This is a genomic window from Shewanella sp. ZOR0012 (genome assembly GCF_000798835.1).
GTDB classification, from domain to species: Bacteria; Pseudomonadota; Gammaproteobacteria; order Enterobacterales; family Shewanellaceae; genus Shewanella; species Shewanella xiamenensis.
Window position 1 is genome coordinate 1,043,853 of record NZ_JTLE01000094.1, and the last position, 14,668, is coordinate 1,058,520.

Sequence of the window (14,668 nt, forward strand, 5' to 3'; positions counted from 1 at the left end):
AAGCTAATAGCTCGCGGCGGGGTAAGCCTCCTGCCGTAAGCCGTCTCAGTCAGGGACGCAAGAATTAACGCGATACTCATATAGAATACCGATTAGGAATCCATATTGATGTTTAACCAAGCTGCCAAGCTCATTCTCGTGATTATTACCGTCGTGATTATTAAATCACAGCGGGGGCGGCGCATGGCAAACTGGTAGACCTAAAAGGTTAAAAGTTTCGAAAGAACCCCCCGCTCCGAAAGGAACGGGGGGTTCTTCGTTTTCAGGCCCCAGGTTTTGGGACTTACATTTCGAACCAGCACAGATTACGAGTCGATTTTCGACAATTCAGAATTAAGGTAGCGAGAGAAAATATGGAACCAGGGCAGATGATCAGAGGCGCAGACGCGGTTATAAAAGTGTTGGCAGCACATGGTGTTACCACAGTATTTGGTTACCCAGGTGGTGCCATTATGCCAATCTACGATGCCCTCTATGGAAGCCCTGTCGAACATCTCTTAAGCCGCCACGAACAAGGCGCAGCCTTTGCCGCCGTAGGTTACGCCAGAGCCAGTGGTAAAACCGGCGTGTGCTTTGCCACCTCTGGCCCAGGCGCAACTAACTTAATTACTTCGCTTGCCGATGCGCTATTGGATTCAGTGCCTGTGGTGGCGATTACGGGTCAGGTTTCAACCGCCGTGATTGGCACAGATGCGTTTCAAGAGATTGATGTGTTGGGGATGTCGCTAAGCTGTACCAAGCACAGTTTTATGGTGACGGATGTAAACGATCTTATCCCAACCTTGTACCAAGCTTTTGAAATCGCGGCATCGGGTCGCCCTGGCCCAGTGCTAGTGGATATTCCCAAGGATATCCAAATCGCTCACCTTGAATACCGCACACCGTTACTGGCCGTGACCAATGAACCCCAAGCTGAGATGAGTGATATCGACGCTGCCCGTGCGCTGTTGGCGCAAGCAAAGCAACCTATGCTGTACGTGGGCGGCGGCGTCGGGATGGCGGGGGCGGTCGATCAGTTGCGGGATTTTATCAAAGCCACGGGTATGCCATCGGTCGCCACGTTAAAAGGTTTGGGCAGCATCGCCCATGGTACGCCCGGTTATTTAGGCATGTTAGGTATGCACGGCGGTAAGGCGGCCAACCTCGCGGTGCAGGATTGTGATTTATTAGTGGTTGCCGGTGCGCGCTTTGATGACCGAGTAACAGGCCGTTTAGCGACTTTTGCCAACAAGGCCAAAGTCATTCATTTAGATATCGACGCCGCCGAGCTGGGTAAATTACGCCAACCGGATGTGGCTATCGCCGGAGATTTACGCCAGATTTTCCCTGCCCTTGCTATGTCGCTGGATATCACTCCTTGGCTGACTGAAGTGGAACATCTTGCCCGTAAACATCAGTGGGATTATCAACATCCCGGCAGCTTAATCTATGCCCCCGCTATGCTGCGCCGTTTAGCCAATAAACTGCCCGAAGACAGTGTAGTGTGCTGCGATGTGGGCCAGCATCAAATGTGGGTCGCCCAGCATATGTGGTTCCGTCGCCCTGAAGATCATTTATCTAGCGCAGGTTTAGGCACTATGGGCTTTGGTTTACCCGCTGCTATCGGTGCTCAAGTGGCTCGCCCCGATGCAACTGTGGTTACAGTGTCTGGCGATGGCTCTTTCATGATGAACGTGCAGGAGCTGACCACCATCAAGCGCCGCAAATTACCGGTGAAGATCCTACTGATCGACAACCAAAAACTGGGGATGGTGAAGCAGTGGCAGCAGCTATTTTTTGAAGAACGCTACAGCGAAACCGATTTGTCTGACAACCCCGATTTTGTGTTATTGGCCTCTGCATTTGATATTCCCGGCCGCACGATTTTCTCTTCCGATGAAGTGGAAGAGGCCTTAACCGAAATGTTAGCGGCTAAGGGCCCGTATTTGTTACACGTTGCAATTGACGATGCTTTTAACGTTTGGCCACTGGTGCCCCCCGGCGCATCAAACAGCGATATGATGGACGAAATGGAGAAACAAACATGATCCACTCCCTAGAATTAACGGTTCAACAACGCCCCGAAGTGCTTGAGCGTGTTTTGCGCGTGACTCGCCATCGTGGTTTTACGGTCACCCAAATGCAGATGCGGATGAACGACGATGCGAGTCTGTCGCTGGATATGGAAGTAGATAGCGAGCGCGCCATTGAGCTGCTCAGCAATCAATTGAATAAATTGATTGATGTCACTCAATGCAAGGTCTTGTTACCGCTAAACTTGCAGCAACAAAAAGTACACGCATAAGCATCCAGTGGCTGCGGGTATTAGCGCTGCAGCAAGGCCTAAGGGCACGATTTTCGATTTGAGATAAGGGATAGAGTCAATGCCAAAGTTACGTTCAGCAACCAGTACCGAAGGCCGCAATATGGCGGGTGCCCGTGCGCTATGGCGCGCCACAGGGGTGAAAGACAATGATTTTGGTAAGCCGATTATTGCGATTGCCAACTCCTTTACTCAGTTTGTTCCCGGCCATGTGCACTTAAAAGATATGGGCTCACTGGTGGCGGGCGCCATCGAAGAGGCGGGCGGTATTGCCAAAGAATTCAACACCATCGCTGTCGATGATGGTATCGCCATGGGCCACGGTGGCATGCTCTATAGTCTGCCCTCGCGGGAACTGATCGCCGATAGCGTCGAGTATATGGTCAACGCCCACTGCGCCGATGCGCTGGTTTGTATCTCTAACTGCGACAAAATCACCCCCGGTATGTTGATGGCGGCGCTGCGCCTCAATATTCCCGTGGTATTTGTTTCGGGTGGGCCGATGGAAGCGGGTAAAACCAAACTGTCGGACAAACTTATTAAGCTCGACTTAGTCGATGCCATGGTGGCCGCGGCCGACTCGAGTGTGAGCGATGAAGATAGTGCCAAGATCGAACGTAGTGCGTGTCCAACCTGCGGCTCCTGTTCGGGCATGTTTACCGCCAACTCGATGAACTGTTTAACCGAAGCCCTAGGCCTGTCGCTGCCGGGCAATGGCTCCATGCTCGCGACCCATAGCGACCGCCGCGAACTGTTTTTAGAAGCGGGCCGCCGCGTGATGGCACTGACCAAACGTTACTACGAACAAGATGATGCCTCGGCACTGCCGCGCAACATTGCCAGCTTTAAAGCCTTTGAAAACGCCATGGCGCTGGATATTGCCATGGGCGGTTCGTCTAATACTGTGTTGCACTTATTGGCTGCGGCGCAGGAAGCTGACGTGGCATTCACTATGGACGATATCGACCGTATGTCGCGCCAAGTGCCGCACCTTTGTAAAGTGGCGCCGTCGACCGCTAAATACCATATGGAAGATGTGCACCGCGCCGGTGGCGTGATGGGTATCTTAGGCGAGTTAGACCGCGCCGGACTACTGCATACCGATGTGCCACATGTTGCTGCCGATGCGGGCGGCAATCTCAAGTCGGTGCTCGCCAAGTACGATGTCATGCAAACCCAAGATGACAACGTAAAACAATTCTTTATGGCGGGACCTGCTGGCATTCCCACCACTAAAGCCTTTAGCCAAGACTGCCGCTGGCCATCGCTGGACGATGACAGGCGAGAAGGTTGTATCCGCAGCCGCGAATTTGCTTTTAGCCAAGAGGGCGGTTTGGCCGTGTTGTCGGGCAATCTTGCCGACAATGGCTGTATCGTTAAAACTGCCGGTGTGGATGAGTCTAACCTGACCTTTATCGGCAGTGCTCGGGTGTACGAAAGCCAAGACGACGCAGTCGCTGGCATCTTAGGTGGCGAAGTGGTGGCGGGTGATGTGGTGGTAATTCGTTACGAAGGGCCAAAAGGCGGCCCAGGCATGCAAGAAATGTTGTACCCCACCAGTTACTTAAAATCCCGTGGCTTAGGCAAGGCCTGCGCGCTAATTACCGACGGCCGCTTCTCTGGTGGGACATCCGGCTTATCCATCGGCCATGTGTCGCCTGAGGCTGCGGCTGGCGGCACGATTGCCTTGATTGAAAACGGCGATCGCATTGAAATCGATATTCCTAAGCGCAGTATCAAGCTTGCGGTGAGTGATGCCGAGTTAGCGGCGCGCAGTGAAACCATGCTCGCCCGTGGGCCAATGGCGTGGAAACCGCTTTCGCGTCAGCGTTATGTGTCGATGGCACTTAAAGCCTACGCCATGCTTGCCACCAGTGCCGATAAGGGCGCGGTGCGCGATCGCAGTAAGTTGGAGGACTGATATGTTATCTCTCGCATCGTCGCAAACGGAGCAGGCTGAGACGCAGGCTTCTCAAGTTCAGTCCGATAAGGCGCAGTCGGCCACTTCTGCCTTAGAAAAGAGTCAGCTTGCGCAAAGCTACCTGCAAAAAATCCTTTTGTCGTCGGTTTATGACGTTGCGAAAGTGACACCACTCTCGAGCCTGAATAAACTCTCGGCGCGTTTGGGCTGCCAAGTGTTTTTAAAGCGCGAAGATATGCAGCCTGTGCATTCCTTTAAGCTGCGCGGCGCCTATAACCGCATTGCTCAGTTGAGCCAAGCTGAATGCCAACGCGGCGTGGTGTGCGCCTCGGCGGGCAACCATGCCCAAGGCGTGGCAATGTCAGCTGCCAGTCGTGGTGTGGATGCGGTGATTGTGATGCCCGAAACCACGCCGGATATTAAAGTCGATGCGGTGCGCCGCTTAGGTGGCAACGTGGTATTGCACGGCCAAGCTTTCGATCAAGCCAATGGTTTTGCGATGGCAATGGCGCAGCAGGAGGGGCGGGTGTATATCGCCCCCTTCGATGACGAAGCCGTTATCGCTGGTCAAGGCACCATTGCCCAAGAAATGCTGCAACAGCAGCGCGACCTTGAAGTGGTTTTTGTGCCCGTGGGCGGTGGCGGTTTAATTGCTGGGATTGCTGCTTATTACAAGGCTGTGATGCCACAGGTTAAAATCGTTGGCGTTGAGCCTGAAGATGCGGCCTGCTTAAAGGCGGCGATGGAAGCGGGCGAGCCGGTGACGCTGGCGCAAGTGGGCCTGTTTGCCGATGGTGTGGCGGTTAAGCGTATCGGCACAGAGCCATTTCGTGTCGCCAAGCTGTGTGTAGATGCCGTGGTGACGGTCACCTCTGACGAAATCTGCGCAGCAGTGAAAGATATTTTTGAAGATACCCGCGCCATTGCTGAACCTGCGGGCGCCTTATCTTTAGCTGGGCTTAAAAAATATGTCAGCACCAATGTTACAGGTGAGAGTGGTCGCGGTGAGAAGGTCGCGGCGATTTTAAGTGGCGCGAATGTGAACTTCCACAGCCTGCGGTATGTGTCGGAGCGCTGCGAGCTGGGTGAGCAAAAAGAAGCGGTGCTGGCGGTTAAAGTGCCCGAGCGTCCGGGTAGCTTCCTGCGTTTTTGTGAGCTGCTCGAAAAGCGGGTGATGACTGAATTTAATTATCGCTTTAGCAGCCGCGATATGGCGGTGGTGTTTGCGGGTATTCGCCTAACCAAAGGTCAGGGGGAGCTAGAGCAAATTATCAATACCTTAGAAGACCATGGCTTTGAAGTGCAGGACTTATCCGGTGACGAAACCGCGAAATTGCATGTGCGTTATATGGTCGGTGGTCATCCGCCAGAGCCATTAGAGGAGCGCCTATTTAGCTTCGAGTTTCCCGAGCATCCCGGTGCGCTGCTGAAGTTTTTAACCACCTTGCAGAGCAAGTGGAATATCAGTTTATTCCATTACCGTAATCACGGCGCAGCCTTTGGCCGAGTGCTGGCGGGGTTTGAAGTGCCCGAGGGCGATGCCTTGCCGTTTCAGCAGTTTTTAACTGAGCTGGGATTTGTCTATCAAGAAGAGACGCAAAGCCCTGCTTATCAGCTGTTTTTGAATGCCGGAAAAGGGAAAAACAACCTGCCTGTGTAGTCACTTAGCGTTAGGTGACAACTTAGGCTAAAGGAGGGGCGCACAGGCGCCCCTTTTTGTGGTAATTTGGTTTAACAAATCAAGAGTGAATGCTCTAATAATAGTTAGACCTCGACCCTACGCATTAAGGAGACATGATGTTACCTGCACCGCATTTTTCTGCCTTTAATCCCCCTCGCCGCATTTTGATGGGCCCAGGTCCATCGGATGTTTATCCTGAAGTGTTAGCCGCACAGGCAAGACCGACCGTCGGTCACCTCGACCCATTGTTTGTCGCTATGATGGATGAGCTTAAAAGCCTGATCCAATATGCGTTTCAGACCAAAAATGAAATGACGATGGCAGTGTCGGCCCCCGGCAGTGCGGGCATGGAAACCTGCTTTGTGAACCTAGTCGAACCCGGCGAAAAGGTGATTGTCTGCCGCAACGGTGTGTTTGGTGAGCGTATGCGCCAAAACGTCGAGCGCGTTGGTGCGATTGCGGTGCTGGTGGATAATGAATGGGGCACACCGGTCGACCCTGCTGCCGTTGAAGCAGCACTTAAGGCCAACCCCGATGCTAAATTCCTTGCTTTTGTGCACGCCGAAACCTCAACAGGCGCGTTAAGTGACGCTAAAACCCTGTGCGCGCTGGCAAAGCAATACGGCTGTTTATCGATTGTTGATGCGGTGACTTCCCTTGGCGGCGTGGAGTTAAGGGTCGATGAATGGGGCATCGATGCCATTTATTCTGGCAGCCAAAAGTGCCTTTCCTGTGTACCGGGTTTATCGCCCGTGTCCTTCTCATCCGCTGCGGTCGAAAAACTGAAGAATCGCAAAACCCCAGTGCAAAGCTGGTTCCTCGATCAAAGTCTGGTGATGGCTTATTGGACCAGCGCTGGCGGTAAGCGTAGCTATCACCATACCGCGCCTGTTAATGCGCTTTATGCCCTGCACGAATCGCTGCGTTTATTGGCGGCCGAAGGTTTAGAAAATGCATGGAAACGTCATCAAGACATGCATTTAGTGCTGCGCGCCGGCCTTGAAAAACTCGGTCTTAAGTTTGTGGTCGCTGAAGATTCGCGCTTGCCACAGCTTAATGCCATTTATATCCCCGAAGGTGTTGATGATGCCGCGGTGCGTGCGCGTCTACTTAAGGATTACAACCTTGAAATAGGTGCAGGTCTTGGTGCACTTGCAGGTAAGGCTTGGCGTATCGGTCTAATGGGCTTTGGTGCCCGTCGTGAGAATGTCGCGCTCTGTTTGCGCGCCCTAGAAGAGGTGCTGAACTAATATGTCTGTTTCGCGTATAAGGATGTTACGCAGAGTGAGTTTGCGCTTAGTTAGCTCACGTTTATTGATTGGCGGTTTGATTCTGATCTTAAGTGGTTGTGCCTCCAGCAATATGAGCAATGCCAGTTGTGATTTTGTGCGAGGTACAGCAGGTAATCAGAGTCAACGCGAGGCCAGCGGTGATGATAGCAATGCCCGGCAGATGGATGTGGGCATCGGGATTTTAACCGCAATCTTCGGCAGCATTAGTCGAGCACTTTCTTCCGATGATAAATCGGATGGAAAGTGTTTGTAACTTAGTTAGTTTTAGCAGTCTTTGATAGTTTAGAAATCCCCGTAATGCGGGGATTTTTTATAGAGACAGTACCGTTCTTTAGTGCGGGGTATATTGATTAAGCACTGCCATTTCAGTGACACGCCGTGAATATGTCCCTATAGGCTCGATGGCGGCATCCATGCCGCCAACGGTCACTTTCATGACAGTGCTTAATCCGGTTAAGGCTTTGCTATACCTGATAGTCTGTTATTTACAACTAGGGCATTTCAAGAGTTTAACAATGGGCGGCTCGTTAAATTTTTTACTATTATGCAGGTACCTTATGAATCACTGCTGTGAACAAATGAAAAGTTTTATAAACAACAAATGCGACCACCACGTGGAGGAATGCGCCGTTCATCTTATTAATTATTCTGATAAATTCGATGAGTACGGATTGATTATTCATGACGGCGGCACATCATCAATCACGATAAATTTTTGCCCATGGTGTGGCTCTAGGTTACCTACATCAAGACGTGAACAATGGTTTGATGAGCTAGGTAAACTTGGCTATAGCGAACCGTTTGAACAAGATATTCCTGAAAAGTACAAAAGCAGTGATTGGTATCGTGTCTAATGATGTGCTCATTTGGGGTGGCTTAATACTGCTTATAATCTAAGGTTACCAATAATAAATGGATATTTTTGAATTAATTGTTAAGCCTTTCATATGGATATTTAGATTGTTAGTATTATTGCTTGAGCAGGGCATAATTACACGGCCTTGGTATTGGATTGGGTGGTTTGTACTGAGAGTTGTAACTATTGGTAAATACCCGTTATACGGTCCAAATGATGAAGACCTAGAGGGTATTAGAGTAAGTATTATCACTTACGTACTTGGTTGCATAACACCAATAGCAATTTTTATTTGTATCATGTAGTGCATGGCCAATAATGCTTCTGCTATCAAAGTGACACTCCCTATATTCCTATGTGCGGTATTTTTTAGGCTAGAGGATCAGATATGAACGAACACCATACCGCAAACGCTTTGCCTCTATGATAAGGTTTGGTTTATAAGGTTTTTATGGTGAAAGATATTTTTTCTTCATTCCCGCAATGTGTTTAAGTGGAAATCTAGCTTTGGGATATTTTAAGTTTTGATATGTGAAAAATTTACAATATGTGCCTTGTTAAGCTTCTATAAAGTGGGTTGACTGTTAGTAAGTAGTAAGGATATTAAGTGGGCATTAGGTTGCAAATGGAGATTGATACTGATGATTAGTGCTAAAGTATGGATGATAATTTTAAGCTTTATTCTGCTTTTCCCTACATATTATTGCTTGCAAGGTATTTGGGTTACTCTTGATACAGCAAATACAAGAAGCCATGAAGGAAATCTAGTAATTGGATTAATGTGGCTATACTCAGCTGTCGTGTGGATACCATACATTCTGATTCTTGGTTATAACTGGAAGACGTTATCGAACAACTTTAAATTAACCTGCTCGTTATCAACTTTTGTGATTTTCACTTGTTTTATTTATTCGCTGGCCGTTAGTTAACAATTTAATTAACGAGCTAACCATTGTTAAATTTACAGAGTGTATATTTGTAAGAGGGGGGACAGATTACTGTTGGGAATGACAGTGCTTAATCACTTCTTACGTCGCAGAGTCAGAACATACACATCTTTTTAGGTACTCTTCGTCGAATCTTTTTATAACTAAAGCCTGTGAGTTACTGGAATGACCTAAAAGATAGGACATGCATTTTTTTCACTATGGCGACTGTGTTAATGGCTCTTCCAAAGCTATATCTGCTTAGATGGTACTTAGATCTTGGCTTCGGGTTTCGGAGTTCTGGCTATCAGGATACACGGAAGTTAACGGGATTAAGCACTGCATGTAAGTGACCGTTCGTGACAGGGATGTCACGGTCGAGCACACAGGGATGTGCTTGCTGCGTGTCACTGGAATGACAGTGCTTAATCATTTCTCACATTACATAGTCAGAACTGACGTGTCTTTTGTCGCATTCTTAGTCGAATCATGTTGAACAATTAGGGACGAAGCCCCACGACTTTGATTTTGATTTAGAAGAACAAACGAAGTTTGTAAGCCTAGACCCCTCTTTTGATAGTTGACATATAATGTCATCCCGCTATGATGCCTGCACCTCTGGTTATACATACAAAGATCTTATAAATGAAAAAGTTATTTATTATGCTGGCGATGATTTTTGCGGTTAGCTTGGCTGCTAGTCCAGTCGCAGAAGCAAAAAAATTCGGCAGTAATAAGTCTATTGGCAAAAGTCATCAAACAGCGCCGGCTCAGCCTGCGGCAACTAATACTCCCACAACCCCGCCTACCGCTACACCAGCACCTGCTGCGGGCAAGAAAGGTATGATGGGCGGCATGTTAGGCGGTTTATTAGCGGGTGGCTTATTGGCTGCGCTATTTATGGGCGAAGGTTTTGAAAATATTCAATTTATGGATATTTTGATTATCGCTCTGTTGGCATTCGTGCTGTTTAAAATTGTCCGTACTCTGATGGCTTCAAAAGCCAGTACCCAGCCAAGACCTGCCTACGCAGGTGCGGGTCAACCTAATCCGAATCTGCAACGCCAGCAAGCGGAACAAACCGGTTTTGCCAGCAGTGCAAACAGTGGCAGCAATGGTTTTGCTCAAGCGGCGAGCACAGTGCCTTTCCATTTGCCTGTGGGGTTTGATTTACCTAGCTTTTTAGAAGGCGCGCGTAGTCATTACAAAACTTTGCAAGTAGCATGGAACGAAAACGACTTAAGCAAAATTCAAGAGTATGTTTCGATTGAGCTTTTTAATGAGCTCAGCAACCAACGCCGTGAGCTCGTTGGCGAACAGCATACAGAAGTGATGTTTTTAGATGCTGAACTGGTCCGCGCGACACACAATGCTAATCTGGCGGAAGTGAGTGTTAAGTTTAGCGGCCGCTACCGTGATACGGTTGAAGGTGTCGAAGAAGACATTAAGGAAATCTGGCATTTAGAGCGTAACCTTACACAAGCCAACGCGCCTTGGTTAATCGTGGGTATCGAGCAGTAATCTGTCCGCCTTCAAAAGCAGCCTTTATCTCTTAAGGCTGCTTACATTCCCTTTCGCGTCAATCCAGCCTTCCCTCAGTAGTTCAACGTTATTGATTGAAAAATCGCTTATCATTACTTTGACTATTTTACTAATATGGCTATACAGTCGTTGCGAGACGAGCTGTAATTAAGTCACTCACTATGATGGCTATTATTTGTAGATTATATTTTATAGTGCTGATTTTTCGTTAAGTTGAGGTGCTAATATATGGAGAAATAAGGTGGAGGCCAAAATCAGTTAAACCTTGTACTATTCCTAATTGAATTACAAATACTACTAATGTAAAAGTTAAACCTTTACCAAAGGATAGTTGAAAGATTTTGCTGTAAACTACTGATATTGCAATGTATGTCACAATTAGCCCAAGCAATCCTTTGATAGCAATAACTATTGTGAATGCTAGTATTGTTCCAATCGTAACGGCTAAACCACAATGTATAATACTTTTGTTTTCTGCTTCAAATAACTCAGCTCCAATTTTTACTGGAACAATCGTTATTAATATCAAGATGAGCCACGCTAGCATAATAAAATCCATTTTATATGAAAGTCTATTGCAAAATTAATCTGCAACGTTTAAAGGAAATCAATTTCAATTGCTCCCATTGGGGGCTGATTATACTTATACAAAAATAAAGTGCTATACCTTAGGTGTTTTTTAAGTTGGTTGGCATTATATATTTAAACAGAATAAAAGGTTGGGCTTAGTTTTTGATGAGGAGCTAACAATCCCCGAATTCAGTATGGATTGTTAGCGTTTGGAAAGAGGTTACACAAATTGCCTGATCGCGATCGCGATGATTAGTACTGGGCAAACATACTTTACGTACCTTGGCCAAATACGCCAGAAAAGCCCCGTGGCATCGACACCCTCTTGTCCACTTATCGCCTTGAGTAACTGGCTTTGGCGCCAAATCCAACCTAAGTAAATCGCGATACCGAGGGCGACCAGCGGTTGGGCCATTTGCGTGGTTAGCATGATAGTGAAACTAAATAGCGTCTCAAAAAATACCGCCAGTAATAAGGATAATGAGGTCAACAATAGGCCAATGATCAATGTGGCACGTTGGCGGCTGAATCCGCATTTTTGCATCACATAACTCGTCGGCACCTCGGCGATGGAAATGGCTGATGTCAGGCCGGCGATGATCAGCAGCATAAAGAACACCACGCTAATAATGAGGTTGGCTGTGTCGCCTAGGGTTGAGAATAAGGCGGGTAAAACAGTAAATACCAATGCATCCGAATCGATTAACTTGCCTTCAGCGCTAAAAATCTGCACGCCATTATGCTGGGCCACATACATGGCTGGGATGATTAAAAAGGCGGCGAGAAAGGCGATGCCGCTATCGGTAAAGGCAACCCAGATGGTTAATTTGGCAATATTCTCTTTTTGGCTCAAATAGCTGCCATAAACCATCATGGCACCAGTGCCTATGGTGAGTGAGAAAAAGGTCTGTCCGAGTGCGTTGATCAAGGTATCTGGCGCGATAGCCTTGGCAACGTTAGGCGTTAATAGTGCGATAATACCTTCACTCGCGCCATTGAGGGTAAAGATATAGGCCACGCCGGCGATCAGCATGATCAACAATAGCGGCATTAAGCGTTTAGACCATTTTTCGATACCTTGCTGCACGCCCTGCAGCAATACCAAAAATACCAGTGCGCTAAAAATTAGCGTGAACACCAGATTGCGCGACAGCGAGAAATCCACTAGCCAAGCGGCGGTATCGTGCGAGCCCACAGCCGTGGCAATTGGGGCGATGGCGTAGCTCACAAACCAGCCAGAAAGAATGCTGTAGAAGGTGTAGATCAACCCTGCTGTTACGATAGAAATTAATCCTATTGTCTTGCCTAAATTGCGGCTGAGCGAGTTGCAACCGAGTTTGCCCATGGCATCGGCGGGGTTGGTTTGTCCGTGGCGACCAATCATCAGTTCGGCCATCAGCATGGGAATGCCTAGGATAAAAATCAGTACCAGGTAAACCAGTAAAAAGGCCCCGCCGCCATGGGTGGCCGCTTGGGTGGGGAATCCCCAAATGTTGCCGACACCAACGGCACTGCCGGCTGCCGCCATAATAAAACCTAAGCGTGAGCTGAAATGGTTAGTCGAATTTGTATTGGCCGATTGCATGGTGCCTCCCGTAAAAAGAAGGCGTATCTTAGGCGGATAAATAAGAAGTTCAACGCAATTTTAGTGCGTTAAATTGATGTTAATCGGCAATTATTATTAGTATTTTGCTTCAATTTTGGTGTTAAATTTTGATTTGTGGTGAAGTTCGCGATTATGTTGCACGTGGCGGTGGCTGACTGCCTCGCTTTAGCGATTAATTGCGATGGTAAAAACCTAATAAATTGTGATCTTATCGCTAAAAATACCTTTCGCAGGGTGAGCCGCTTGGGGTAGCGACATTGCAACCATGGCTGCATTGGTCTCACGCTATCGCAGAAGCTGCCGCTTTTACTGCGCTTAGGGTTCAATGGTGATATGGCTTAAGGGGATGGCCGTGTGCTCCTTGACCTTTTTCAACACGAAGCTGGAATGCACACCTGCGATATGCACATTGGTGGTGAGTTTATCTAACAGAAAAGTACGAAAGTGCGCCATATCTTGGACTAACACTTTGAGTTGATAGTCGGCTTCAGAACCCGTGATCAGCGCGCACTCTTGGACTTCTTCGTAGCCCAGTATATTGGCTTCAAATTGGTTGAGGATTGCAGGCGTGTGTTTTTCCATCCTTACATGGATATACGCAGTCAAATGTAGGTTGAATTTATCCGCTGACAGACGCGTGACATAATCGGCAATATAACCCGCTTCTTCTAGGGCTTTAACGCGGCGTGAGCAAGGGGAAGGCGACAGGCCGACTTTTGTTGCCAGTTCAAGATTTGACAACCTGCCGTGGGTTTGCAGTAAACGCAAAATGGTTAAATCGAGTTGGTCGAGTTTATATGGGTGAGTTTCAGTCATGGAAAGTTTAGGGGTAGCGGACTCTACCCCTAGTTTGCCAGTGTTAGCGCTGTTTGCCAAAAATCTTGTGTAATACCAATCACATTAAATATCTAATCAGTTCAGAGCCTCACAGGCATTTCAATCCAAGGCGCATTGACGCAGAAATGGTCATTCCCTTTTAAGTCAATGCAACACCGGAGTGGGATGCCTGTGAGGCTCCCGAAGGGCGGGATTGAACGTGCTTTATACTGCGTTTAAGGCTTTCGACAGAGCACCACTATGCCTTCAAGCCTTCGCCTTGTCTAAAGCGCGTTTAACTCCCGCTGAATGAACAGATATTTAATACGATTGGTATAAAGGTCTGATGGCGAATTGTCGCTCTAGGCGTTATTGCGAAGAGGTTTTCGCAAACCTTTGCGTGAATAGACGCATTTTACTGACCAAAAATATGCTTAAGCTGCTGATGATAGCGGCCAGTAGGGTGGAAAAGAGCACATCCTGCGGCCAGTGCATGCCGAGTAGCATACGGCTTAGGCCCATCAATAATCCCCAAACCAATAACGCACTGGTGAATAGAGGTAAACCCGCTAAAAGCAGATAGTAGCTGGCGGTTAGCACTAAGGTTACGGCAAAAATGGTGTGTCCAGACGGGAAGGAATAGCCGATTTCATCTTCCCAATGTTGGTGGATTTTTGGGGACAGTTTTACCGCTGAGGTTCTCGTTTGCAGCTCGGTCAGCGCCTCAGCAATGGCCTGTGAGCGTTCTGGTTTTGCGAGTTGATAGAAGGTTTGCGGAGTTAACTGTGCATCATCTGGGAGTGCTTGCTCAGATAGATACACCAGATTGGGCCTTGGCTCTTTAAAAAAACTTTTAAGGGCATGGCTAGTGCTTAGGCTTAATACTTGGCTTAGGCTGATGGCTAAAAACAAGTTAATAAATAATGCTTTAGGCATATAACAATAGGCAAGCGCCAACACGACTAAAACAGTCGCAACCCCATAGGGCGCTGTGCCGGTTGTGGTGAGCCAGTACAAGGCTCTGGCTAAGGGCGATTGTAGATCGAGCAGCGGAAATAATTGATTTTGCGTAAGTAACAGTAGGCTTGGAATCGCTGCTAGCAGTAACCATACAAGCACCAAACGACGTAGAAGATAGGCTGGATGAGTCAAAATA

At 48.1% G+C, this 14,668-nt stretch carries 12 protein-coding genes; 8 read left to right on the forward strand and 4 right to left on the reverse strand.

Annotated elements, in window-relative coordinates:
• Positions 1 to 353 precede the first annotated feature (353 nt).
• The 8 genes from ilvG to L976_RS06330 all read left to right on the forward strand — a co-directional run bounded on the left by ilvG (position 354) and on the right by L976_RS06330 (position 10,499).
• On the forward strand, positions 354 to 2,027 hold the full coding sequence (gene ilvG, locus L976_RS06290; protein WP_047535261.1) for an acetolactate synthase 2 catalytic subunit: 1,674 nt from the start codon (positions 354 to 356) through the stop codon (positions 2,025 to 2,027).
• Positions 2,024 to 2,284, forward strand: a complete 261-nt coding sequence (gene ilvM, locus L976_RS06295) for an acetolactate synthase 2 small subunit (RefSeq protein WP_037423344.1) — start codon at positions 2,024 to 2,026, stop codon at positions 2,282 to 2,284. Before ilvG ends, ilvM begins: the two co-directional genes overlap by 4 nt.
• Before the next feature lie 79 nt (positions 2,285 to 2,363).
• Positions 2,364 to 4,223 (forward strand): dihydroxy-acid dehydratase, encoded by a 1,860-nt coding sequence (ilvD, locus tag L976_RS06300; RefSeq protein WP_047535263.1) that lies wholly within the window; start codon positions 2,364 to 2,366, stop codon positions 4,221 to 4,223.
• A gap of 1 nt (position 4,224) precedes the next feature.
• On the forward strand, positions 4,225 to 5,883 hold the full coding sequence (gene ilvA, locus L976_RS06305; RefSeq protein ID WP_047535266.1) for a threonine ammonia-lyase, biosynthetic: 1,659 nt from the start codon (positions 4,225 to 4,227) through the stop codon (positions 5,881 to 5,883).
• Between the two features lie 137 nt (positions 5,884 to 6,020).
• On the forward strand, positions 6,021 to 7,154 hold the full coding sequence (locus L976_RS06310) for a pyridoxal-phosphate-dependent aminotransferase family protein (RefSeq protein WP_047535269.1): 1,134 nt from the start codon (positions 6,021 to 6,023) through the stop codon (positions 7,152 to 7,154).
• A 34-nt stretch (positions 7,155 to 7,188) separates the two neighbouring features.
• The gene (locus L976_RS06315) at positions 7,189 to 7,449 is read left to right on the forward strand and encodes a hypothetical protein (protein WP_231570475.1); all 261 of its coding nucleotides are present in this window, start codon (positions 7,189 to 7,191) and stop codon (positions 7,447 to 7,449) included.
• A gap of 115 nt (positions 7,450 to 7,564) precedes the next feature.
• Positions 7,565 to 8,050, forward strand: coding sequence for a DUF6980 family protein (locus tag L976_RS23610; protein ID WP_231570476.1), 486 nt, complete (start codon positions 7,565 to 7,567; stop codon positions 8,048 to 8,050).
• A 1,573-nt stretch (positions 8,051 to 9,623) separates the two neighbouring features.
• Positions 9,624 to 10,499, forward strand: coding sequence for a Tim44 domain-containing protein (locus L976_RS06330; protein WP_047535279.1), 876 nt, complete (start codon positions 9,624 to 9,626; stop codon positions 10,497 to 10,499).
• 229 nt (positions 10,500 to 10,728) lie between these two features.
• Here L976_RS06330 and L976_RS06335 read toward each other — a convergent pair whose 3' ends face one another.
• The 4 genes from L976_RS06335 to L976_RS06350 form a co-directional block, all read right to left on the reverse strand.
• Positions 10,729 to 11,067 (reverse strand): hypothetical protein, encoded by a 339-nt coding sequence (locus L976_RS06335; protein WP_037423361.1) that lies wholly within the window; start codon positions 11,065 to 11,067, stop codon positions 10,729 to 10,731.
• Between the two features lie 243 nt (positions 11,068 to 11,310).
• Positions 11,311 to 12,675, reverse strand: a complete 1,365-nt coding sequence (locus L976_RS06340) for a sodium-dependent transporter (protein WP_047535282.1) — start codon at positions 12,673 to 12,675, stop codon at positions 11,311 to 11,313.
• A 336-nt stretch (positions 12,676 to 13,011) separates the two neighbouring features.
• Positions 13,012 to 13,512: an Lrp/AsnC family transcriptional regulator gene (locus L976_RS06345; RefSeq protein WP_037427707.1), complete on the reverse strand. Its 501-nt coding sequence runs from the start codon at positions 13,510 to 13,512 to the stop codon at positions 13,012 to 13,014.
• 369 nt (positions 13,513 to 13,881) lie between these two features.
• Complete coding sequence (locus L976_RS06350) at positions 13,882 to 14,664, reverse strand: phosphatase PAP2 family protein (protein WP_047535285.1); 783 nt, start codon at positions 14,662 to 14,664, stop codon at positions 13,882 to 13,884.
• Positions 14,665 to 14,668 lie beyond the last annotated feature (4 nt).

Bases quoted from the DNA above. Each gene is read 5' to 3' on its own strand.
- ilvG (WP_047535261.1), top strand. From the start codon at position 354: ATGGAACCAGGGCAGATGATCAGAGGCGCAGACGCGGTTATAAAAGTG.
- ilvM (WP_037423344.1), top strand. From the start codon at position 2,024: ATGATCCACTCCCTAGAATTAACGGTTCAACAACGCCCCGAAGTGCTT.
- ilvD (WP_047535263.1), top strand. From the start codon at position 2,364: ATGCCAAAGTTACGTTCAGCAACCAGTACCGAAGGCCGCAATATGGCG.
- ilvA (WP_047535266.1), top strand. From the start codon at position 4,225: ATGTTATCTCTCGCATCGTCGCAAACGGAGCAGGCTGAGACGCAGGCT.
- L976_RS06310 (WP_047535269.1), top strand. From the start codon at position 6,021: ATGTTACCTGCACCGCATTTTTCTGCCTTTAATCCCCCTCGCCGCATT.
- L976_RS06330 (WP_047535279.1), top strand. From the start codon at position 9,624: ATGAAAAAGTTATTTATTATGCTGGCGATGATTTTTGCGGTTAGCTTG.
- L976_RS06335 (WP_037423361.1), bottom strand. From the start codon at position 11,067: ATGCTAGCGTGGCTCATCTTGATATTAATAACGATTGTTCCAGTAAAA.
- L976_RS06340 (WP_047535282.1), bottom strand. From the start codon at position 12,675: ATGCAATCGGCCAATACAAATTCGACTAACCATTTCAGCTCACGCTTA.
- L976_RS06345 (WP_037427707.1), bottom strand. From the start codon at position 13,512: ATGACTGAAACTCACCCATATAAACTCGACCAACTCGATTTAACCATT.